We start from the raw sequence: 20,367 nt of genomic DNA, 5'->3' as shown, positions 1-20,367 counted from the left end.
GCAAAGACCTTTGGAAACGGCCCGCAACCCCGTCGCATGATCCGCTCCGAACGCGCCGACGGCGGCGCCTACCGGGCCGTCACCATCGACCGGCCCGCGGCCCGGAACGCGCTCCGCCCGGCCGACCTCGACGCGCTGGAGGCGGCCGTGGCCGAGGCGACCGAACCGGTCGTGCTCCTCCGGGGCGCCGGCGACGCCTTCTGTGCCGGCGCCGACCTCGACGTCGTGACCGACCTCTCGGACCCCGCCGCCTTCGCGGGTCACGGCCAGCGCGTCGCGCGGAGCATTGAGGACGCCGAGGCCGTCGTCGTCGCGGGGATCGACGGGGCGGCCCGTGGCGGCGGCGTCGAACTCGCGCTCGCCTGCGACGTCCGGGTCGCTACCCCCGACGCGACCTTCGCCGAGACCGGCGTTCGCTTCGGCCTGTTCGGCGCCTGGGGCGGGACGGCTCGCCTCCGTCGGGTCATGCGCGAGGGCGACGCGCTCGACTTCGCGCTCTCGGCCCGGACCGTCGACGCCGAGGAAGCCCGTCGACTCGGACTCGTCTCCCGGGTCGTCCCCGACCCGGCCGCCGTGGCCGCGGAACTCGCGGGTAACGAACCGGACGCCCTCGCGGCGGTGAAGGGACTGATTCGCGACGACGCCCCGGTCGACGAGCGGGAGCGAACGGAGCGCGAGGCGTTCGCTCGGCTTCACGATGCCCACGCCGCCGACATCGCCCGGGGACGGACGAACTAGGCGGTCGCGTCCCGTCGAGGGTAGGAATACGCTTCTACAGCCGGAGTTCGTCGGGTGCGGGCGGCATCGATCGCTTGTGCTTCGAGACCTCGTACAGCTCCTCGACGCGCTCCACGGCCGATTCGGGGACGCCGAGGTGCTCGACCGTCGCGCTCGTCGACAGCGGGCCGTCGACGTGGAGCGCGAGGATGGCGTCGAGCGTGTCGTACGTGAGCCCCAGTTCCTCCTCGTCGGTCTGTCCCTCCCACATCTCCGCGGAGGGGGTCTTCATCACCAGGTCCCGCGGGACGCCGACGAAGTCGGCCAGCTGGCGCACCTGCTGCTTGTAGAGGTTCCCGATGGGGTGACAGTCGACCGCGCCGTCGCCGTACTTCGTGAAGTAGCCCACCAGCGCCTCGCTGCGGTTGCCCGTGCCGAGCACGAGCTTGTCCTCCGCGTTCGCGACGAAGTAGTTGAGCACGCCGCGGACGCGCACGCGGACGTTCCCCTTCGCCATCCGGTCCTCGGTCGCGGCCGGGAACGCCTCGTAGAACGTCTCGGCGATCGACTCGATGCCGACCACGTCGTACTCGATGCCGAGGTCCTCGGCGACGCGCTCGGCGTCGCTCATGTTCCCCTCGGTGTTCACCTCGCCGGGCATCACCAGTCCGTGAACCGCGTCGGCGCCGAGCGCCTCGGCGGCGATGTAGGCGACGGTCGTGGAGTCGATACCGCCGGAGAGCCCGAGCACGGCGCCGTCGAGCCCCGCCGACTCGACCTGGTCGGCGACGAAGTCGATGACGTGCTCGCGGGTCGCCTCCAGTTCGGCCTCCGAGAGCCGGAGGTCGAGGGGGGTGTTCGATTCGTCGAGGAGAACGGTGTCGCTCATCGCCGATTGGTTCTGTGTCGACGGACTAATAGTCACGCGTCGGCCGCGACGGCTGGACGAGTGCCCACTTCGCCGGCGTCGGGCGGTCCCGCGCTACCGATTAGTTGAAGTGGCGGGATGGGGTACTCCGTGGTACGAAAGCGGTGCGCCGCCGGTTCACCGACCGACGTGTGGTGGATCCCGGTGCGACCGTAGTGAGCGCCGTTGGTCCAGTGGTAGGACATTGGCTTCCCAAGCCAATAGCCCGGGTTCAATTCCCGGACGGCGCACTCCTCCCGAACACGAACGAACAGCCTCGGCGATGGGGTCCACAGATCGGACTCACCGGGGCTCGTTCGGGCGCGACAGTGAGTCGGACAGTCTCCGGAGGCTACGGACGGGTCAACTTCGTGGTCGGGGCCTCGTGCGCCCTCCCGGCTGCTGCCCTGCTGAGCGCGCGGTCGATTCGCTCCCGGGAGTCGACTCGCAACTCGACGACCTGCCCGCTGGCGAGGTGGATGCTCACGTTCCGCTCCGCCCGTCGGTTCCGCTCGAGCCTCCCCGCATCACGCCCGTTGCGATGGGCGTAGTCCATGACGGCGATCCCACCGAGCGTGACGAGCGTGAGCGGGATCGCGAGGAGGCTCGCCGTGACGGCGACCAGGCCGGCGAACGCGGTCAGGGCGACGAGACCGCTCCCGAGGATCAGGAGCTGCTGACGGTCAACGTCCCACGAGTCGTCCAGATGCGCCCGGAGGAACTCGACGTCGCCGAGCCGGGCGGAGAGGTCCGCTTCGAGGTCGGCCAGCACCGCCCAGTCCGTCTCGACACCGTTTCTCCGGAGGTACTCCGCGCTTACGAGGCCGCCGACGGTCACGAGCGCCAGGACGGACGCGAGCCCGCTCGCTCCCAGCGCCAGCACGCCGACGAACGACAGGACGGCGAGGACGGCGCCGGCGACCGATACCAGCCGGTATCCGGTCCCGTGCGATGTCGCAGCCGTCCCCGGTCGGCTCCGTATCGAGTGGATGCCGTCCTGGGAGATGCCCACGAACCCGTCCTCGTCGGAGACGAACAGCACTCGTCGGTCGGTGATCCCGACGAAGCCGTCCGTCCGGTAGGCGTTCTCCAGGAGCGCTCCCGTCCCCGCCTCGACGACCGACTCGTCGGGCGCGAGATACTCCTGGAACTCGTTCGCTGGGACTCTCATGTGGGCCCCGTACTTTAGTTTCGGCCATTGTTATCTGCATCCTACGACATCGGGGCGGTCCCCCCCGGGGTGGACGAGGAACCGGCGGGGTAATCCGCTCCCCTTCGGCCGGAAGCGGAGGAGTTTAAGCCGATCCCGGCCGGCCACCCCGACATGGTCCCGCTTCAGCTCGACGCGCTCGCGGCCCTCGTCCGAGGGGTCGTCCCGCTCGTCCTCGCCACCATCACGTTCGTCGTCGTCTTCGGCGTCGCCCGATTCACGCTCCCGGACGTCTTCCGCCGCCTCGCCGAGCGCGAGGGGTGGTCCGCGAACGGGGAGACCGTGTTGCTCGCGGCGGCCAACGGCGCCGCCGCGACGCTGGCGGCGGTCCTCGCGCTCTGGGTCGCCGGCGTGGGCCGTGGTATCGGCACCGTGCTCGTGCTCGGCGGCATCGTCACCGGCGTCGCGGTCGAACGCCGCCGCCGCTCGGAGACCTCGCCCGTGACGGAACTGCTCGCGCTCGTCGCCGGACTGCTCGCCGTGGGCATCGCGGCGCTCGGTACGTCCAGCGGCATCGTCCGGGCCGTCGGCGTCTTCCTCGCCGGCGGGGCGTTCGGCGCGCTCGCCCGGGCCGGCCTCCGTGCCGTCGCGTCGCCGCGAAACGCGGACGTCTCGACTGCCGACGACTGAACGCTCGGGCCGGGCCACCCTCCCGGCGGCGACCCGTTCTACTCGGACGTCGCCGTCGGCGTCCGCTCGCACGCCGGCGGGTCCTTCTGGAACCAGACGCCGAACTCGCCGTCCCCGTCGACCTTCGCCATCGCACCGTAGCAGTCGCCCCTGCCGTCGTCGATGTCGAAGGAGTCCCACTCGTCGGCGCCGTCGAGCCTGAAGTAGACGGTGACCTCGCCGCTCGCACCGACCCAGGACTGCTCGATGGTCCGGCTCGTCACCCTGTCGTTCCCGGCCGCGAGGTCGTGGGACGACCAGTGGACGGGTTCGCCGTCCCGCTGCACGAGCAGGTGGACGGTGTGGTCCCGGTTATCCTCGTTCGCCACGCGCAGGTACGCGAGCCTGGAGTCGCCGTCGTCGCCGCCCACGCCCGCCTGGTTCGCCGTGTCCTCGCCGAGACAGCCCGCGAACCCGGCCGCGCCGAGCGCGCCCGCGGCCGCGAGCATCTCGCGTCGCGTCGTGTTCATGTGTCCGATTGCGAACCAGTAGGGATAAGGACTCTGTCGGTGTCTTGCGGGCGTCAGACGCCCGTGCGCCGCGTTTCGGGTGGAGACCCGCGGACGGGGACCGTTCGGGGTCGTCGGCCGGGCGACCGGCAGACCCATCAGTTCGGCCACACGAGAAGTTCGGTCAGCCGAGCCACTCGGCGGGATCGGCCGCGACGTACTCGCGCAACTCCTCCGTCGCGTCCTCGTCGTAGCGGAACACCCGGCGCCACCAGGGTCCCTTCCCGGAGTCGTTCGACAGGTCGGTGACCAGCCGGTTCGCGTCGGCGCCGGCGGTCGGCGTCGAGAGCGGGACCGCGCGGTCGAACAGCCGCGACCGGTCGGTGCCGCGGACGAGCACCGCCGCGTCGAACGGGTCGCGCCGGGCGTGGGCGTTCGAGGCGAACCGCTCCCGGGTCGCGGCCCCCGCCTCGCGGTACTCCTCGCCCGTCAGCACGTCCGCCACCTCGAACTCGCCGACGAGGTAGGCGCCCCATTCGGGCGCCAGCCAGTCCCGTGCGGGCTCGACCTCCCGCGCCGTCTCGTCCGCCTGCTTCGCTCCGTCGACGCGGGAGAGCGTCGCGTAGAACAGCAGGAAGTCGCCCGGATCCAGCCGCGAGAGCGGTCCGGCCTTCACGCCGTGCGGGTCGCCGTAGGTGTACGACTCCCGGTCGAGCGCCCCGGCGAACTCCGGGTCGAGGTGGACCGGCAGGTCGTGGGCGTCCGTCGGGACGTGCTCGGTCAGCCCGAGGTCGTCGTAGGTGGGCGCCGGCTCGACGGTCGACTCGCGCTCGGGGATGGGGACGTAGACGAAGGAGCCGTCGGGGTACACCGGGCCGCGCGCGCCCGGCAGGTTCGTGTTCGCGGCGACGTTGATGGCGACGGCTCGGGGCACGGGAGCAGGTGGGGACTCAGTCCTCGGCGCCTGGGGCGTCCAGGTCCGGCGGCGTGAGGTCGCGTTCGAACTCGTCGAAGACGTCGAGGTCCTCCGGGAGTTCGTACTCGACGCGGCGCTCGTCCGAGCGGTTCTCGAGCCTGTCACCGACCGGCTCGGCGACCGACTCCCAGCCCGGCTTCACCTTCACGCTGCGCGCCGGGCTGCCGACGGCGACGTGGTGGGCCGGGACGTCGCCCTGCACGACCGACTTGGCCCCAACGACGCTGTTCTCCCCGACCTTCACCCCGGCGCGGATCATCGTGTCGAAGGTGATCCGCGCGTCGTCGCCGATGATCGTGTGGAAGTTCTCGATCGCCGTCTGGTCGTTGATGTCGTGGTCGTGGCTGTAGATGTGGGCCGAATCGGAGATGGAGACGCGGTCGCCGATGGTCAGCCTCCCCCGGTCGTCGAGGTGGACGTCGTCGTGGATGACGGTGTTGTCGCCGATCTCGATATTGTGGCCGTACGTGAACGAGATGCCCTTGAACAGCCGGAGGTTCTCGCCGGCCTCGGCGAACAGGTGTCCCGCGAGCATCTCGCGGAAGCGGAGCGCGAACTCGATGTTGTCGGCCATCGGCGTCGTGTCGAACTGGCGCCAGAGCCACTGGAGGTGCTTCGAGCGCCTGAACGCCTCCTCGTCCTTCTCGGCGTAGTACTCCGACTCCAGGGTCGCATTGCACGGGTCGTACCCCTGGAGGCGGACGCGCTCTGCGGGGGTCACGTCGCCGCCGGCCTGCCAGCGCTCGTAGGCGTCACGGTCCCCGAAGAGGTCCACGAGCGTGTCGCGCACCACCTCGCAGGTGTCCTCCTCCCCCGAGAGCCGTTCGTCCACCTGCTCGATGAAGGTCGCGAGGCCCTCCTCGGCGTCGTCCGGGAGGGACGCGTGACGCTTGGTCATGGTGCCGGCTTCGCAGTCGGAGGGCAAAGGGATTCGGATGTGCACACGCCTCGCCGGAGCGGTCAGTCGGTAGGCCGCGGATTACGGGGTGGAGTCGCTCGCGGCGCGTCAGGGGCCGCGCCCGATCCGCTCGTTCACCCCTGCGACGGCCAGCCAGGCGAGCGCGCTCCCGGCGACGACGCCGGCCAGGACCTCCTCGAACCCGTGGTTCGCCAGGAGGAGGACCAGCAGCGCGCCGAGGATGCCGGCCAGCAGTACGACGATGATGTCCAATCGGGCCGCGACCGCGTCGGAGGGCATGCCTCGGCGTGCTCGACCCACCGAGTTGACTCTTTCTCACGCTCCATATGCCACACGTGGGCGCCTACGGACGGGTTCGGAGGATGCCGGCGCTGCCGGGATCCGTGGTGGCGAAGTTGCAGACGAACAGGTCGGCGGAGCCCCCGGATCCCGCGCCGAAGACGACGTCCGAGGGGAACACGAGGCCGTCGTCTGCGTCCGCGACGACGGCCGACTCCCCGGCCGTCGTCACGCGGACCACCTCGTTCCGTCCGTTGGCAGCGACGTACACCTGCTCCCCCCGGACGGTAATCCCGTCCGCGCCGAAGATCGCTGGTGACTCGAGGAACAGTTCAGGCTCGCCTGCAGCACCGTCGTCCCTAATCTGGACCCGGACGAGCCGTCCCACGTCGGCTCCCTCCCCGTCGGTCGCGCGGGTCACGGCGACGAGCAGCTCGTCCGCGCCGCGGAACGTCAGCCCGTTCGCGCCGAAGCTCTCGGTGTCGAGGACGCCCGCGTCGAGCCACTCGGTCGCCTCCGCGTCGTCGACCGGAACGCCGCCCTCGCCGACGGGCACCTCGTAGACGGCTCCCGCGAACGACTCCGTGACGAGCAGCCGGTCCCGTCCGGGGTCGTACACGATGTCGTTCGTGAACTGACCGGACACCGTCGCGTACGGCCGGGGCTCGCCGCCGTCGAGCGGGACCGTCCAGACCCCGCTCGGGACGCCGTCGGCGTTCACCGCCACGTACAGCGGTCCCTCGGGGGTCGCCTCGACGCCCGCGGCCGCGGGCGGCTCCCCAATCAGGTCCGTGTCCGCGAGCGTCAGGTCCGTCGCGCTCGCCGCCGTCTCCCGGGCGACGCGCCGCACCTGCCCGTCCGTGACGCCGAAGAACAGGTCGCCCCCCGGCCCGATTGCGAGGTTCTCCGGCGTGCGTTCCCCCGGCATCGACACGAACGTCTCCACGGCGTCGGACCCGTCCTGTCCGCGTCGGCGACCGCCATCGCCGGGGTCGGCCCCGGTGACGCCGGCGAGTCCGAAGCCCGCCGTGGTGCCGAGTAGGCGTCCGAACGCGCGCCTGCTGATTGGAGTCATGACAGGTCGTACCACGGCCTCGCTGTGCTTAATCTCCGGGCCGGATACGGCCGCCAACTCAACCGGTTCGGCTAAGTTCCCGGACGACCGACACCCGCGCATGCACTACCGCGAACTCGGTGACTCGGGCGTCGAGGTGAGCGAGGTCGCCTTCGGCGCGTGGGTGGTCGGCACCGACTGGTGGGGTGACCGCACCGACGAGGACGCAGTCGAGCTTGTCGAGTACGCGCTCGACCGGGGGATCACGTTCTTCGATACCGGCGACGTGTACGGGCACGGCCGGTCGGAGGAGCTCATCGGCGAGGCGCTCGGCGAGCACCGCGAGGAGGTCACGGTCGGCACGAAGGTCGGCTACGACTTCTACAACAACCCGCAGGCGGGCCACGGCGAACTCCCGAAGGAGCTGAACGCGGAGTACGTCCGCGAGGCGGTGGAGAAGTCGCTCGACAGGCTCGACATGGAGTACGTCGACGTGCTGTTCCTCCACAACGCGAACGTCGACGAGGTGACCGACGAGGTGCTCGAGACGCTGTACGACCTCCGCGAGGAGGGGCTCGTCGACGCGCTCGGCTGGGCGCTCGGCCCCTCCATCGGCTGGCTCGCCGAGGGCGACCGCGCCGCAGAACTCGACTTCGACGCGGTCCAGACCGTCTACAACCTGTTCGAGCAGACGCCCGGAAACCACTTCATCGACACCGCCCGAGAGCTCGGCGCCGATACGAGCCTCATCGCCCGCGTCCCGCACTCCTCGGGCCTGCTGAACGAGCAGGTCACGCCCGACACCGAACTCGGGGACGGCGACCACCGCTCGTTCCGCCCGGACGCGTGGTTCGAGACCGGCTGGGAGAAGCTCGACGAGATCCGGTTCCTCGAACGGGACGGCGAACGGACGATGGGCCAGGCGGCCATCCAGTGGCTGCTCGCCCACGACGAGGTGGCCTCGGTGACGCCGACGTTCCGCTCGCGCGAGGACGTCGACGAGTGGGCCGCCGCGCCCGACACGCCCGCGCTCTCCGACGAGGAGTTCGAGCGCGTCGCCGACCTGTACGCCCGGAACTTCGGGGTCGGCCGCGACGACGGCATGAACCCCGAGGACTTCCGGACGTCCGTCGACGGCGACGACCTCCGGGACGCGGGCATCCTGCCGGCCCAGTCGGCCGACGACTGATGGGGCGTCGCCGGACGTTCGCGGCACTCACGCTCGTCTGTCACGCGCTGCTCGCGGGGTTCGTGGTTCGTGACGCCCGCCAGCGCGACCGCGACGCGCGCCTGTGGGGGCTCGTCACGCTCGGTACGGGTGTCATCGGTGCGCTTGCGTATCGCGCGACTCGATAGGACGGCCGGCGGAGCGACCATCGAGTGTCTGCGAGGCGGACCGCGTACGTTACTCCGGCCGCTCTTCGGCCACCCCCTCCTCGTACCCCTCGCGTCCTCGACCAGCGGAGCCCCTTCCTTTCGACTAGAGAAGCGATAGCGGGCGGTGTCCCGGACCGGTGTTCCGTTCCACCTTCACTCCGGGTCAGTCCGGATCTCGAAGCGGGCGCCGCCGCCGTCGCTCTCCGTCAGCGAGATGCGCCAGCCGTGGGCCTCGACGATCTCCCGGACGATGGGGAGCCCGAAGCCGGTGCCCTCCGCTGCCGTGGTGAACCCGCGCTCGAACACCGCCTCGCGGTCCTCCGGGGGGACGCCCGGGCCGTCGTCGGCGACGTAGAACCCGGCCGCGTCGGGGAGGGTGTCCACCTCGACGGCGACGTCCTCGCTGGCGTGTTCGACCGCGTTCCGGAACAGGTTCTCCAGCAGTTCGCGGAGCCGCGAGGCGTTCGCGTCCACGGTCCCGAGGTCGGGGTTCATCGTGAGGTCCCCGCCCGGAACGGTCGTCCAGACCTCCCTGACGAGGGGGGTGAGCGCGACCGACTCGACCTCGCCGAGGGCCTGGCCGGTCCGGGCCAGCGAGAGCAGGTCCTCGATGAGGTCGGCCATCCGGTCGTGGGCCTCCTCGATGTGGCCCAGGTGCTCGTTGTCGACCTCGTCCCGGGCGAGTTCGAGTCGTCCCTGCGCGACGTTGAGCGGGTTCCGGAGGTCGTGGCTGACGACCGAGGCGAACTCCTCGAGGCGCTCGTTCTGCCGTTTCAGCTCCGCCTCGCGGGTCCGGAGCGTCGCCTCCCGCTCGGCGCGGTCGAGCGCCGCCTCGACGTTGTCGGCGAAGACGTGCGCGAGGCCCAGATCGGACTCGTCGAAGGCGTCCACCTCGTCGGTGCCCGCGATGAACACGCCGTGGTCGCCGAGCGGGAGGACGACCTCGCTTCGCAACGGCGTGTCCGGGTTCTGGACGCTATCCGCGTTCCGGACGTCGTCGTGGACGATCGTCTCCTTCGACTCGAACGCCCGCCATCCGACGCTCCCCGGTTCGAGGTCCGGAACGTCCCCCAGCAGCTCCCGGGCCTCCTCGGTGACGCTAACGGGGACGAGGCGCTCACCGGCCGAGGAGACGAGGTGGACGGCGTTGACGCGCAACCCGAGGATCTCGTGGGCGGCGTTCGTCGCGGCCGCGGCGACGGCCGCGGTGTCCCGGGCCGCCATCAGCTCCCTCGCCGCCTTGTGGAGCTGGTCGAGCTGTCGCTCGCGTTCGAGCCTGTCGAGCGCGACCGCGCTGTTCTCGGCCAGCAGTCGGGCGAGCTTCAGGGTCGCGTCCGAGACGCCGTCGGACTCGCCGCCGCCGGCCACCAGGACGCCGTGCTCGCCGATGGGGACGACGACGCCGGCGTGGACCTCGTGGCCCGCCCACTCCACGCCGTTGACGGTGAGCGCCTCCCCCGAGGCGTACACGTCCCACACCGGACCGCCACGCACGAACGCCCGTACGTCGCCCGACTCGCCGCCAATCACGTCGGTAGTGGCGACCGGTTCCAGCCCATCGTCGTCCAGGAGGTGGATGCTGGTGAACGGAAACCCGAGGATCTCCTCGGCGGTCTCGACCGCGACGGCACACAGCGCCTCCCGATCGGGAGCGGTCAGCAGGTCCCGCGTGGCGGCGTACAGCGCCGTCACCCGGTTGCTGCCGACGTCCTGGCCGTCGCGGGAACTCATCGAAACGGGGTACCGAATCAGCGTTGATAAACCCCACACCTTCAGTTACCGGATTCTGAGAATCCCACCGCCCGCTTCCGGTCCCGACGCGAGTTCGTCGCTGTGGGGCTGCCGTACGGTGTTCTTCACGTGGATTCCGAAAGAGTGGAGGTCCGGTGCGGGATGGGAGATTATCGATACGTTTCGACGGGAACTGCGCGCCGACCGTTCAGGCCAGGAAGACGTGCCGCGGTCGGTCCGCCAGGACGTCCCGTCCCCACTGGACCGTGTCGCGGAAGGCGTCCGAGCGGAAGAACCCCATCGCGTCCTCCCGCGAGGCCCACTGGCTGGCGATGAACATGTCGTTCTCGTCCTCCAGGTTCACCATCAGGTCGGTCTCATGGTGTCCCTCGGTGTCGTCGAGGACGTCGCCGACCGTCTCGAACTTCTCCACGAAGTCGTCGCGGTGCTCGGGCTTCACGGCGTAGAACATCCCCATCGTGCCGAACCCGGACTCCTCGCCGGCGCGCTCGACGATTCCGGGGAGCTCCGAGAGGAACCCCGCTGCCGTCTCGGCCGCGCTCGCCGTCTCCCAGATGGAGACCACCGCCGCGCGGTCGGTCCCCGTCCCGGTGTACACCGCGGTCTTCACGTGCGTGCCGTAGTGCTCGAAGTTCCCCCGCAGGCCATCGACCTCCTCGAACAGCTCGTCCGGGTCGGCCTCCGAGTAGAGCACGGTGGCGAACACGTCCTCGCCGTGGGGCTTGCCCGCGTAGATGTCTAGATCCTCCAGTTCGGCGCGGATGCTGGCCTCCTCCTCGTCGGCATCGTCGCCACCGCCGTGCTCGTCGTCGTGGCCGTCGTGGTGGCTCCCCTCCGCGTGCGGGTGGTCGCCGTCGCCGCTGTGGCCGCCGCCGTGCGGGTGGTCGCCGTGTGCGGACTGGCCGTGGGCGTGACCGCCGGCGGCACTCGACTCGTCGCCGGCGTGGTGGTGTCCCGCGTCCCCGTGCTCGCTCGTCGGCACGGACTCGCCGGCGAGGTACGCGCCGAGGTCGGTCGGCGGGAAGCGCCGGCCGACGTAGAACTGTCCGAACTCCCCGTAGCGCGAGGAGGCCTCGTCGAAGCGCATCTCGTACACGATGTCCTTGATGTCGGCGGGGTCGGCGGCGAACAGGGTGACGCCCCATTCGTGGTCGTCGAAGCCGACCGACGAGGCGATGACCTGCTTGATCTTCCCGGCGTACTCCCGGCCGACGTCGCCGTGGCCGGACATGAGGTCGGCACGTTCCTCGAAGCTGAGGTCGTACCAGTTGTACTCCTCGCCGCGCCGCTTGCTCATCGGGTAGAAGGAGACGTACTCGTCGTCGGGGATGTCGGGTTTCAGTTTCCCCTCGATGTAGCGGCGGAGTCCCTCGTCGATCTCCTCCTCGTTCCCCTCGAAGTAGTCGTCCGAGACGTATCCCGACACCTCGGTCACGGAGACGTAGGAGGTCGGCTGGCTCGTGAACGACGCGAGCGCGGTGGACTCGAAGCGGCGCTCGGCCGTCGAGAGCGCGTCGAGCGTCGGCCGGAAGTGGAGGACGAGCAGGTCGGCCTTGTGCCCGAGCACGGAGAAGACGGCGGAGGCGCCCTCCTCGGCGTCGACGAGGTCCTCGTGGCGTTCGAGGTAGTCGACGCCCTCGGCGATCGCCCGGTCGCGCTCGCGCTGTGGCGCCTCCCGCCAGGCGTTCCAGTCCACCTGCCGGAAGTCGTGGAGCACGTACCACCCTTCGTCGGTCCGCGGTGCTTCGGTCATGTTCGGCCGTTGGGAGGCGGGGGATTTGCCTGTTTTCCTTCGATTCTGTGGTGGGTCGTTCGTTCGGCAGTTCCAGCTCGACACACTCCGACGAGGTGGAACAGCTCGAAAGACCCACCCGGTGATCGCCTCGACCGAGTGAAGTGTCCCAACTACCACTTACGCGCCGTCGGTAGTCCTCCGGGACGGTCGCCCGTCCGACTCCCGGAAGCGTCGTGCCGGGCAATTCGGCGGAGACCATCTCGCGGTTGGCGCGCGTGACCGCGAGCGCCTCCGGCGCGAGCACCAACGCGTGCGAGGGATGAGGCAGCGAGCGCCAGCGAGCGAGCATCGCAATCGGCTGGGGAGGCCGGTGGTGTCTCGTCACGCTAAGCAGCAGCGGTCTGCTAGTTCGACACGGAATCAGCGATTTCTCACCCGACTAGTTCCCCTCGATGGCGTCGATGACCACGGCCGCGATGACGAGCAGCCGCGGGTCCACGTCGCCGGTCACCGTCACCGAGTAGCGGTCGCGCAGCGAGAACGCGCCCTCGATACGACCGACCTCGCTCCCGTCGGAGGCCTCCACGCCGTAGGCGAACGGGAGCCACGTCGTCAGCTGTCGGCGGACGAACGCGCGCAGCCAACTGTCCTCCTTCACCGTCGCCACGACGTTCCCGTCCGGGCCGAGCAGCTGGTACTCGTGCTTGAACATCGACATCACGCTTCGCTTCACCGAGCCCACGCGCTCGCCCGTCCGGGAGTCCTCGATGTCGTAGGCCGCGGCGGTATCGAGCACGCTGTCGGCCTTCACCTTGAACAGCTCCTCGCCGCCGTCGACGTCGGTGAACCGGAAGTCCTCCTTCAGGCGGAGCTTCTTCTGGGCGGACTGGAGGATGTCCTCGCCCCCCTCGGAGATCACGTACTTGTTGCCGATGGCGATCTTCTGGCGGACCTCGTACCGCGACCCCTCGAACATGGCGGCACTGTCGCGCCCCGGGACAAGAACGTTCGGACCTCCGGACGGCGCCGCCGAGGCGTCGGCGTTCGACTCCGCCGGCGGAACGAATCGGGATCCGGAGGCGGGGCCGTACCCGAATGCATTTGGCCGAGCGGGCGGTTCCTACTGACAGATGAATACGCTGCTGTGGGTTCTCGCGGGCGTGATCGCGTACTCCGCGATCCTGATCGCGCTCGAGTCGCGGGGCCTCCTCCCCGATTCGGTCCGGGTTCAGGGGCCGCTGACGACGATCCACACGAAACACGGACGGGCGTTCCTCGACTGGCTGGCGACGCCGCGGCGCTTCTGGCGCGCCTGGAGCAACGTCGGCGTCGGCATCGCCCTCGTCGTGATGTTCGGGATGTTCTACTTCCTGGTCCAGGCGGCGGTCCTGACGTTCCAGAACCCCGTCTCGACCCAGGCGAACCAGCCCCAGAACTTCCTCGTCATCCCCGGCGTCAACGACTTCCTCCCGCTCGCGGTGGCGCCCGAGATCGTGCTCGGCCTGCTCGTCGCGCTCGTCGTCCACGAGGGCGGCCACGGCCTGCTGTGCCGCGTCGAGAACATCGACATCGACTCGATGGGCGTCGTCCTGCTCGCGATCATTCCCATCGGGGCGTTCGTCGAACCGGACGAGGAGAGCCAGCAGTCCGCCGACCGGGGCTCGCGCTCGCGGATGTTCGCCGCCGGCGTAACGAACAACTTCGCGATCACGTTCATCGCCTTCGCGCTCCTGTTCGGCCCCGTCGTGGGCGCCATCTCGGCCGCCCCCGGCGTCGCGGTCGGCGGCGCCTACGAGGGTGCCCCCGCATTCGCGGCGGGCATCGAGGGCGGCGACCGGATCACCGCCGTCGGCGGTGCGTCCGTCGAGAACGAGTCGGACCTCCGCGCGGCGCTCGCGGACGCGCCCGAACAGTCCGTCGAAGTCGAGGTGAACGGCGACGAGACGGTGACCGTCGACCGGCGGGTAGTCGTCGTCGGCACGGTGGGCGGGAACCCGGCGAACCTCTCCATCACCGAGGGCGAGGCGCCCGTGAACGTGACCGCCGTCAACGGCACCGAGGTCGGCACCTACGCCGAGTTCCGCGAGGTGGCGGCCCAGCACGAGTACGCCCGCCTCGAGACGAGCGCCGGCCCGCGGACGCTCCCGCTCGGCGTCTACGTCTCCAGCGTCGCCGACGGTGGCCCGCTGGACAACGCCACGAACCTGAACGGCTCGTTCGTCGTGACCCGGGTCGCCGGCGAGCGCGTGGTCGACTTCTCCGACCTCGACTCGGCGCTCGCCGACCACGCGCCCGGCGACACCGTGACGCTCCGGGCGTACGTCGACGGGGAGTTCCGGGAGTACGAACTCACCCTCGGCGGCACCGCCGACGATCCGCAGATCGGCGTCTACGGCGCCCAGGGCGTCTCCGGGCTGATCGTCGACGACTTCGGCGTTCGCGAGTACCCCGCCGAGTCGTACCTCGCGCTGCTCGGCGGCGACACGGCCGACGCGCCGCCGCAGTTCAGCGGCCTCGCCGGGTCCTTCCTCGGTCTCGCGTACCTGGCACTCGTGCTCCCGCTCGCCGGCGCGGTCGGCTACCTGCCGTACAACTTCGCCGGCTTCTACGGCGTGTTCACCAACTTCTTCGAGGTGAGCGGGCCGCTGGCAGCGTTCGGCGAGACGCCGGTGTTCCTCGCCGCGAACGTCCTCTTCTGGACGGCGTGGATCAACGTCCAGCTGGGCATCTTCAACTGCATCCCCGGCTACCCGCTCGACGGCGGACGAATCCTCCGCATGGTGATGGAGGGAATCGTCGCCCGGCTCCCCGTGTCGGACCGCCCGCGGCTCGTCAGGACGCTCACCACCTCGGTCGGGCTGACGATGCTCGCGGCGCTGCTGGTCATCGTGTTCGGCCCGCAACTGATCTCGGGGTAGTCGTCGAAGGGTCGGCTCGATTCGGACCGGTTCCGTTGCCGCCGGGTTCTGTCGGGTCCGTCCGACCGCTCAGTCGTCGCTCGGAGGGCTCTCCGCCTCGGCGCCGTCGGCCCCTCCGTCCTTGCCGTCGTCGGCGTTCTCCGATCCCGAACTACTACCCGCCGGTTCCCACGAGCCGCCGTGTTTCCCGTAGAACTCGTCGGGGGTGTCGGGGATGCGCTCGAACTCCCCGAAGTCGCGCTCGTGGTGGCGGATCATCTGCTCGACGATCCAGGCGGAGAAGGTGTCGTCGAAGCGCCACTCGTCGGGGGGCGCGTCGGTCCGGAACCGGTCGTCGGTGGCGAACGCGACGTACACGTGGTAGAAGCCGAGGATGACGTCCGCGAAGTCGCGGGCCTTGCCGCCGGTCTCGACGCGCTTCTCGGCGAGGTGCTCGCGGCCCGCGTCGGTCAGTTCGAAGTACTTCCGGTCGGGTTCGTCCTCGCGTTCGATGCGCTCGGCCCACCCCTCGTCCTCGAACTTGTAGAGGATGGGGTAGACGGAGCCGTAGGACGGCTCCCAGTGCCCGCCGCTGATCTCCGTGATCTCCTTGAGGATCTCGTACCCGTACCGCGGTTTCTCCTCCAGTAGTTCGAGCACGAGATACGAGATGAGCCCACGCGGCGGGCCGCTCTTCCGCATTGGGCTTCGTTTCCCGAGTTCGGAGGGTAAGGGTTTCGGTCCGTACAACGCCGCTTACTGGCCGGTCAGTTCGTTCGCGCCTTCGAACTCGGACCCCGGACCCCAGTTGCTCTAGTTGCGTGTTAGTGCAACGGAAGCCGGAAAACGACGGAATCCGGGGGTCGCGAGAAGTGTCAAAAGGAACGTAGTACAATGGTGCTGACCACTCGCTCTCCCGGTCCAACTCGACGATTCCTCCCGCTCAAGTCCGCTCCGCCCGGTCCCGCTCCGCCTCGCGGACCGATGAGGCGGCGTCGTCACCCCGAACGATGGCGTATCCGCCGCCGACGAACAGGAGGCCCCAGACGAGGAACGTGACGTCCCACAGGAGCACGGATCCGGGGCCGGCTGGCCAGACGTGGTGGATGCCGAGGAGCTGGTGGTTCACGATCCCCTCAACGAGGTTGAACACGCCCCAGCCGAGGACCACCGACCCGAACAGCGTCCGGCCCGACGGCGGCACGGCGGGGTTCCGCCACGCGCGATAGAGGAGGCCGATCCCGAGGACGGTGAACGCGTACGTCGCGGCGTGGAAGAGGCCGTCGGCCAGCACGTTCAGTCGCAGGTCGGCCGCGATGCTCGGGTCGGGATGGGAGGAGAGCATGTGGTGCCACTGCAGGATCTGATGGAGGACGATCCCGTCGAAGAACCCGCCCAACCCCAGCCCGAGGGACACCCCGGCCAGGACGAGCGGTTTCACGCGTCGTCGGAGACCGAGCCACGTCTCCCCCTGGTCGCTCATACGGGAACGACGGGACGGAAGTGGAAAAACGTGGTTCCGGCCCGCGCTCCTCGCAGCCTATCCCTCGCGCCGGAGCCGTCGCACGACGAACTCCCACTCCAGCTCGCCGAGGAACTCCCCGAGCCGCGGTCCCTGCGTCTCGTCGAAGAACAGCCGGTACCCCGCCTCGAAGAAGTCGCCGACCGGCACGTCGTGCCGGCGCGCCGTCTCGTAGATCTCGCCCTGGATCTCCTCGCCGTCGTGGCCGTCGGCGACGAAGTCGGCAAGGTCGTCCAGCGCGGCCGCGACGTCGGCGTCGAACTCGTGGTCGGGGAGCTCCGTCTGCAGTCGATAGTTGTACTCGTTGTCGTTGCGCTCGGCCCAGCGGCGGGCGCGCTCGACCCGCTTCAGGGCGTCCTCGATCGCCCACTCGGGCGTCCCCTCGGTGAAGTGCCCCTCGTCGCGGGCCATCTTCACCCGGAAGTCGCGGTCCTCGACCATGCCGAGCACGGCCGCGAACGTGTACGGCAGCCGAACGCGGTCAGGGCGCACCTCGTCGACGACGAAGGGGTAGGCCCGCTCGGCGAACGCGGTCAGGTCCCCGTCGGCCCCCTCCTCGCCGAAGTGGACCCGTTCGAAGCGGTCGAACTCGTTGACGAGCAGGTCGAGCCGTTCCAGGTCGAGGTCCTTCGCCTTCTTCGGGTTCCGGGCGAAGAAGTAGCGCAGCACCTCGGGCTCGACGAGGTCGAGCACCTCCGACACGGTGACGACGTGGCCCTCGGAGGACGAGAGCGACTCGCCGTCGAGCGTGAACCACTCGTACACCATCGGCACCGGCGGCTCGATTCCGAGCACGTTCCGGGCGACGTCGACCCCCGAGGGCCACGAACCCTCGGCGTGGTCCTTCCCGAACGGCTCGAAGTCGACGTCGAGCACCTGCCACTGGGCCGGCCACTCGAAGCGCCACGGCAGCTTCCCCTCGTGGAACGAGGCGGTCCCCTCGTGGCCGCAGCCCTCGATGTGGCGGCCGCCCGCCTCGATACCCGAACAGCGGTACTCGACGGTCCCCTCGTCGACGTTCACGCCCGTGACGTCCTGGGTCAGGGTGCCGCACTCGGAGCACTGGGCCATGAAGGGGACGTAGTCGGCGTCGACCTTGTCCTGGTACTTCGCCAGGGTCTCGCGGGCGCGGTCGACGTTCCGGAGGACGTGCTCGACCACCTCGTCGAACGCGCCGTCGGCGTACAGTTCCGTGTTCGAGACCATCTCGACCGGGATGCCGAGCGCCTCGGCGTCGGCCTCCAGTAGCGCCGCGAAGTGGGCCGCGTACGAGTCGTGGCCGTCCTCGAACGGGTCGGGGATGTCGGTGTACGGCTTGCCGAGGTTCTGCCCGAGCGCGCCGGCGTTCACGTCGCCGAGTTCGACGATGTTCCCGTCGGTGTCCGCGAGCTTCCGCGGGAGCTTCCGCAGCGCGTCCCTGTCGTCGCTGGTGAACACCTGCCGGACCTCGTGGCCGCGTTCGCGAAGCACCGCGGCGACGAAGTAGCCACGGATGATCTCGTTGAAGTTCCCGATGTGGGCGATGCCGGAGGGGGAGACGCCGCCCTTGATGACGATCGGGTCCTCGGGGTCGCGGGCCTCGATCTCGTCGGCGACCTCGTCGGCCCAGAAGGCGCGGTACTCGCCCTCGTCGTCCTCCCCGCCGCCACGTCCGACCGCGTGGGGGTCGACCTGCCCGGCGTCGTCGGATCGGCCGTCGCCGCCGTCGTCGGCGTCAGTGCTCATCGCTGGGCCCAGTAGGTCGGCTCCCCGCCGCCCGCCGGGACGATGTCCGTGCCCGTGTGCTCGCCGCGCAGCACGGCGTCCTCCACGGCGGTGGGGTCGTGCCCGTCGAGGACGATGGTGCGCATCCCCGAGCGCTCGATGAGCTTCGCCGCGAGGATGTCGACCGGTGCGGAGGCGCCGGCATCCCGGCTCATCGGCGCGATAACCTCGACCAGTTCGGCGGGAGACAGTTCGCCGTACTGCTCGGCGTCGTCGACCTCGTTCGGGTCGGCGTCGAAGATGCCGTCCGCGCCGGTCGCGTACACGAGCAGGTCGGCGTCGACGTACTCGGCGAGCGCGGCGGCGACCGCGTCGGTCGTCTGGCCGGGCATCACGCCGCCCATGACGGAGATGTCGCCCCGGCGGATGGCGTTGCCGGCCTCGTCGTAGTCGCGGGCGGGCGTCGGGTCGACGATCTGCCCGAGCGCCGCGATGAGCAGGCGGGCGTTGATGCGGGTCACGTCGATGCCGATCTGGTCGAGCTGGACCTCGTTGGCACCGATCTCTCGGGCGGCGCTTATGTAGTCACGGGCGACGCCCCCGCCTCCGACGACTGTCCCCAGTTCGCACCCCTCGTCCGCGAGGCGCTCGATGACGGACGCGTGGCCCGCGACGCGCTCCGGGTCGAGTTCCGGCGCGAGCACGCTCCCGCCGAGGGAAATGACGACTCTCATTGCAACGGCGTTGCCGCGATTCGCTCTTAAGGCTCCCGGAGTGGGCGTTCGTGTGGGTCGCGGTGACGAGGGTTTCGGCGGGAATCCCGTCGGAGCATCTAACTCTTTGGCGCGTGCCGGCGAGCCTCCGTTCACGCGAGGGAACGAAGTGAGTGAGGGTGAACTCACGAGACCGAAGGTCTCGGGTAGTGCCAGCCGGGTACGCGCGAGGGAACGAAGGACTCGGCTGGGGAGGGCGTGGTGTGTGCTGTCGGGTGGATCTGAAAGGGGCCGCGGCTGTCGACTCGGTGCGGCCGCTGCGCTCCTCGTCGCTCACTCCGTTCGCTCCTGCGGTGCTTGTCGGTCCGCGCCTTCGTCGACAGCCGCGGGGGCTTTCGAGGTGGTCCCCGGACGAACCAACGATTCCCTCTCGTCGCCAGCCGAAACGAATGGCCGAAGGTCTAAGCCGCTCGGTCGCCCTCCCACGACCATGCAAGCTCTGAGCATCGTCGGGCCCGACGCCTACACCGTGCTCGACTCGCTCGCCGCGCGCCTCGACGGGCGCGTGGCGACCGTCCGTCGGGGCGAGCGGGACATGGATCTCGGCCCCGAGGACCTCGACGTCCACCTGAGCGACGACGGGCGGTGGCACGCCGCCGGACGGGGCGACTCCTTCGATGCGCTCCTCGACCGGCTCGCGCCGGAGTACGACTACGCCATCGTCGCCGGGTTCTCGCGACTCAGGCTGCCGACTGTCGTCATCGGCGAGGAGTCCGTGCCGGGCGAGGTCGTCGAGCGCGACGACGAGGTCGGCGACCTCGACCTCGACGCCCTCGCGGACCTGATCGACGACGTCGAGCCACACGTCACGCTGGAGGAACTCGTCCGGGAGGTGAAGACCCACCCGGACGCCGAACGCTCGGGCGCCATCGCGACGTTCACGGGCCGGGTACGCGCGAAGGACTCGCCCGACGACGACCGAACGACCCACCTCGCGTTCGAGAAGTACGAGGGTGTCGCCGAGGACCGGATGGCGACCATCGAGGCGGAACTGACCGAGCGGGAGGGGGTGTTCGCAGTGCGGATGCACCACCGCGTCGGCGTCATCGAGGACGGGGAGGACATCGTCTTCGTGGTCGTGCTCGCCGGCCACCGGCGCGAGGCGTTCCGGACCGTCGAGGACGGGATCGACCGCCTGAAGGACGAGGTCCCCATATTCAAGAAGGAAACGACGACCGACGAGGAGTTCTGGGTCCACGACCGCGCGTGAGCCGCACCCGACAGGGCTCGGACCCGACTAACCGGCAACCCCTTCCTAATCCTCGCCCCGTCGGGCGCCTGTCTGACGGGTGGCGTCCGGGCCAAATGACGAGCTCTAATGGCTCTATGAAGGGTCTAAGCTCCGTGTGAAACGTCCTGAACGAATCATTTTCCCCTCTTTCACGTCAACCATCTCATGAACGAAGTCGAATTACCGGTAATGGACT

At 69.8% G+C, this 20,367-nt stretch carries 20 protein-coding genes and 1 tRNA gene; 7 read left to right on the top strand and 14 right to left on the bottom strand.

What is annotated here, in order from left to right; all coding sequences use genetic code 11:
• Positions 1-36: 36 nt before the first annotated feature.
• Positions 37-738: an enoyl-CoA hydratase/isomerase family protein gene (locus HUG10_RS10575; RefSeq protein WP_179169548.1), complete on the top strand. Its 702-nt coding sequence runs from the start codon at positions 37-39 to the stop codon at positions 736-738.
• 34 nt (positions 739-772) lie between these two features.
• Here the strand turns inward: HUG10_RS10575 and HUG10_RS10570 are convergent, their stop codons facing one another.
• Positions 773-1,606, bottom strand: a complete 834-nt coding sequence (locus tag HUG10_RS10570) for an NAD+ synthase (RefSeq protein ID WP_179169547.1) — start codon at positions 1,604-1,606, stop codon at positions 773-775.
• Positions 1,607-1,804: 198 nt separating this feature from the next.
• Here HUG10_RS10570 and HUG10_RS10565 point away from each other — a divergent pair.
• Positions 1,805-1,875: transfer RNA gene (locus HUG10_RS10565), tRNA-Gly, on the top strand.
• Positions 1,876-1,976: 101 nt separating this feature from the next.
• On the opposite strand, the gene HUG10_RS10560 is transcribed toward HUG10_RS10565, so the two are convergent.
• Positions 1,977-2,795 (bottom strand): hypothetical protein, encoded by an 819-nt coding sequence (locus HUG10_RS10560; protein WP_179169546.1) that lies wholly within the window; start codon positions 2,793-2,795, stop codon positions 1,977-1,979.
• A gap of 153 nt (positions 2,796-2,948) precedes the next feature.
• On the opposite strand from HUG10_RS10560, the gene HUG10_RS10555 reads away from it, so the two are divergent.
• Complete coding sequence (locus HUG10_RS10555; RefSeq protein ID WP_179169545.1) at positions 2,949-3,464, top strand: hypothetical protein; 516 nt, start codon at positions 2,949-2,951, stop codon at positions 3,462-3,464.
• Between the two features lie 38 nt (positions 3,465-3,502).
• On the opposite strand, the gene HUG10_RS10550 is transcribed toward HUG10_RS10555, so the two are convergent.
• The 5 genes from HUG10_RS10550 to HUG10_RS10530 all read right to left on the bottom strand — a co-directional run bounded on the left by HUG10_RS10550 (position 3,503) and on the right by HUG10_RS10530 (position 7,201).
• Complete coding sequence (locus tag HUG10_RS10550; RefSeq protein ID WP_179169544.1) at positions 3,503-3,973, bottom strand: hypothetical protein; 471 nt, start codon at positions 3,971-3,973, stop codon at positions 3,503-3,505.
• A 163-nt stretch (positions 3,974-4,136) separates the two neighbouring features.
• A complete protein-coding gene (locus HUG10_RS10545) occupies positions 4,137-4,886 on the bottom strand; it encodes an Nmad3 family putative nucleotide modification protein (RefSeq protein ID WP_179169543.1) in 750 nt (249 codons plus the stop codon).
• A 16-nt stretch (positions 4,887-4,902) separates the two neighbouring features.
• Positions 4,903-5,826, bottom strand: coding sequence for an acyltransferase (locus tag HUG10_RS10540; RefSeq protein WP_179169542.1), 924 nt, complete (start codon positions 5,824-5,826; stop codon positions 4,903-4,905).
• A gap of 108 nt (positions 5,827-5,934) precedes the next feature.
• Positions 5,935-6,126 (bottom strand): hypothetical protein, encoded by a 192-nt coding sequence (locus HUG10_RS10535; RefSeq protein WP_179169541.1) that lies wholly within the window; start codon positions 6,124-6,126, stop codon positions 5,935-5,937.
• A 64-nt stretch (positions 6,127-6,190) separates the two neighbouring features.
• A complete protein-coding gene (locus tag HUG10_RS10530; RefSeq protein ID WP_179169540.1) occupies positions 6,191-7,201 on the bottom strand; it encodes an SMP-30/gluconolactonase/LRE family protein in 1,011 nt (336 codons plus the stop codon).
• Between the two features lie 100 nt (positions 7,202-7,301).
• Here HUG10_RS10530 and HUG10_RS10525 point away from each other — a divergent pair, with 100 nt between their 5' ends.
• Positions 7,302-8,369, top strand: a complete 1,068-nt coding sequence (locus tag HUG10_RS10525; protein WP_179169539.1) for an aldo/keto reductase — start codon at positions 7,302-7,304, stop codon at positions 8,367-8,369.
• Entirely contained in the window at positions 8,369-8,536 is a 168-nt protein-coding gene (locus HUG10_RS10520; RefSeq protein ID WP_179169538.1) for a hypothetical protein, read from the top strand. The genes HUG10_RS10525 and HUG10_RS10520 overlap by 1 nt, the downstream gene beginning before the upstream one ends.
• Before the next feature lie 174 nt (positions 8,537-8,710).
• On the opposite strand, the gene HUG10_RS10515 is transcribed toward HUG10_RS10520, so the two are convergent.
• From HUG10_RS10515 to HUG10_RS10505, 3 genes are all read right to left on the bottom strand, one after another.
• Positions 8,711-10,288 carry a sensor histidine kinase gene (locus HUG10_RS10515; RefSeq protein ID WP_179169537.1) on the bottom strand — a complete coding sequence of 526 codons (1,578 nt, stop codon included), beginning with the start codon at positions 10,286-10,288 and terminating at the stop codon, positions 8,711-8,713.
• Between the two features lie 208 nt (positions 10,289-10,496).
• Positions 10,497-12,062, bottom strand: coding sequence for a heme-binding protein (locus tag HUG10_RS10510; RefSeq protein WP_179169536.1), 1,566 nt, complete (start codon positions 12,060-12,062; stop codon positions 10,497-10,499).
• 421 nt (positions 12,063-12,483) lie between these two features.
• Positions 12,484-13,020, bottom strand: coding sequence for an LURP-one-related/scramblase family protein (locus HUG10_RS10505; protein ID WP_179169535.1), 537 nt, complete (start codon positions 13,018-13,020; stop codon positions 12,484-12,486).
• 154 nt (positions 13,021-13,174) lie between these two features.
• On the opposite strand from HUG10_RS10505, the gene HUG10_RS10500 reads away from it, so the two are divergent.
• Positions 13,175-14,962, top strand: coding sequence for a site-2 protease family protein (locus HUG10_RS10500; protein WP_179169534.1), 1,788 nt, complete (start codon positions 13,175-13,177; stop codon positions 14,960-14,962).
• A gap of 69 nt (positions 14,963-15,031) precedes the next feature.
• Here HUG10_RS10500 and HUG10_RS10495 read toward each other — a convergent pair whose 3' ends face one another.
• The 4 genes from HUG10_RS10495 to pyrH all read right to left on the bottom strand — a co-directional run bounded on the left by HUG10_RS10495 (position 15,032) and on the right by pyrH (position 18,901).
• Positions 15,032-15,643 (bottom strand): PadR family transcriptional regulator, encoded by a 612-nt coding sequence (locus HUG10_RS10495; RefSeq protein ID WP_179169533.1) that lies wholly within the window; start codon positions 15,641-15,643, stop codon positions 15,032-15,034.
• Positions 15,644-15,884: 241 nt separating this feature from the next.
• Positions 15,885-16,424: a DUF2243 domain-containing protein gene (locus HUG10_RS10490; protein ID WP_179169532.1), complete on the bottom strand. Its 540-nt coding sequence runs from the start codon at positions 16,422-16,424 to the stop codon at positions 15,885-15,887.
• Positions 16,425-16,481: 57 nt separating this feature from the next.
• Positions 16,482-18,188, bottom strand: coding sequence for a lysine--tRNA ligase (gene lysS, locus HUG10_RS10485; RefSeq protein WP_179169531.1), 1,707 nt, complete (start codon positions 18,186-18,188; stop codon positions 16,482-16,484).
• Positions 18,185-18,901 carry a UMP kinase gene (gene pyrH, locus HUG10_RS10480; protein ID WP_179169530.1) on the bottom strand — a complete coding sequence of 239 codons (717 nt, stop codon included), beginning with the start codon at positions 18,899-18,901 and terminating at the stop codon, positions 18,185-18,187. Before pyrH ends, lysS begins: the two co-directional genes overlap by 4 nt.
• A gap of 469 nt (positions 18,902-19,370) precedes the next feature.
• Here pyrH and HUG10_RS10475 point away from each other — a divergent pair, with 469 nt between their 5' ends.
• On the top strand, positions 19,371-20,150 hold the full coding sequence (locus HUG10_RS10475; RefSeq protein WP_179169529.1) for a molybdopterin synthase: 780 nt from the start codon (positions 19,371-19,373) through the stop codon (positions 20,148-20,150).
• The last annotated feature ends 217 nt before the right edge of the window (positions 20,151-20,367 follow it).

The sequence above is a fragment of the Halorarum halophilum genome (assembly GCF_013401515.1).
GTDB classification, from domain to species: Archaea; Halobacteriota; Halobacteria; order Halobacteriales; family Haloferacaceae; genus Halorarum; species Halorarum halophilum.
This window is presented reverse-complemented; position numbering and strand designations above follow the sequence as displayed.

Excerpts from the sequence above, each read along its gene's own strand:
- HUG10_RS10575 (WP_179169548.1), top strand. The coding sequence starts at position 37 with ATGATCCGCTCCGAACGCGCCGACGGCGGCGCCTACCGGGCCGTCACC.
- HUG10_RS10570 (WP_179169547.1), bottom strand. The coding sequence starts at position 1,606 with ATGAGCGACACCGTTCTCCTCGACGAATCGAACACCCCCCTCGACCTC.
- HUG10_RS10560 (WP_179169546.1), bottom strand. The coding sequence starts at position 2,795 with ATGAGAGTCCCAGCGAACGAGTTCCAGGAGTATCTCGCGCCCGACGAG.
- HUG10_RS10555 (WP_179169545.1), top strand. The coding sequence starts at position 2,949 with ATGGTCCCGCTTCAGCTCGACGCGCTCGCGGCCCTCGTCCGAGGGGTC.
- HUG10_RS10550 (WP_179169544.1), bottom strand. The coding sequence starts at position 3,973 with ATGAACACGACGCGACGCGAGATGCTCGCGGCCGCGGGCGCGCTCGGC.
- HUG10_RS10540 (WP_179169542.1), bottom strand. The coding sequence starts at position 5,826 with ATGACCAAGCGTCACGCGTCCCTCCCGGACGACGCCGAGGAGGGCCTC.
- HUG10_RS10535 (WP_179169541.1), bottom strand. The coding sequence starts at position 6,126 with ATGCCCTCCGACGCGGTCGCGGCCCGATTGGACATCATCGTCGTACTG.
- HUG10_RS10530 (WP_179169540.1), bottom strand. The coding sequence starts at position 7,201 with ATGACTCCAATCAGCAGGCGCGCGTTCGGACGCCTACTCGGCACCACG.
- HUG10_RS10525 (WP_179169539.1), top strand. The coding sequence starts at position 7,302 with ATGCACTACCGCGAACTCGGTGACTCGGGCGTCGAGGTGAGCGAGGTC.
- HUG10_RS10520 (WP_179169538.1), top strand. The coding sequence starts at position 8,369 with ATGGGGCGTCGCCGGACGTTCGCGGCACTCACGCTCGTCTGTCACGCG.
- HUG10_RS10515 (WP_179169537.1), bottom strand. The coding sequence starts at position 10,288 with ATGAGTTCCCGCGACGGCCAGGACGTCGGCAGCAACCGGGTGACGGCG.
- HUG10_RS10510 (WP_179169536.1), bottom strand. The coding sequence starts at position 12,062 with ATGACCGAAGCACCGCGGACCGACGAAGGGTGGTACGTGCTCCACGAC.
- HUG10_RS10505 (WP_179169535.1), bottom strand. The coding sequence starts at position 13,020 with ATGTTCGAGGGGTCGCGGTACGAGGTCCGCCAGAAGATCGCCATCGGC.
- HUG10_RS10500 (WP_179169534.1), top strand. The coding sequence starts at position 13,175 with ATGAATACGCTGCTGTGGGTTCTCGCGGGCGTGATCGCGTACTCCGCG.
- HUG10_RS10495 (WP_179169533.1), bottom strand. The coding sequence starts at position 15,643 with ATGCGGAAGAGCGGCCCGCCGCGTGGGCTCATCTCGTATCTCGTGCTC.
- HUG10_RS10490 (WP_179169532.1), bottom strand. The coding sequence starts at position 16,424 with ATGAGCGACCAGGGGGAGACGTGGCTCGGTCTCCGACGACGCGTGAAA.
- lysS (WP_179169531.1), bottom strand. The coding sequence starts at position 18,188 with ATGAGCACTGACGCCGACGACGGCGGCGACGGCCGATCCGACGACGCC.
- pyrH (WP_179169530.1), bottom strand. The coding sequence starts at position 18,901 with ATGAGAGTCGTCATTTCCCTCGGCGGGAGCGTGCTCGCGCCGGAACTC.
- HUG10_RS10475 (WP_179169529.1), top strand. The coding sequence starts at position 19,371 with ATGCAAGCTCTGAGCATCGTCGGGCCCGACGCCTACACCGTGCTCGAC.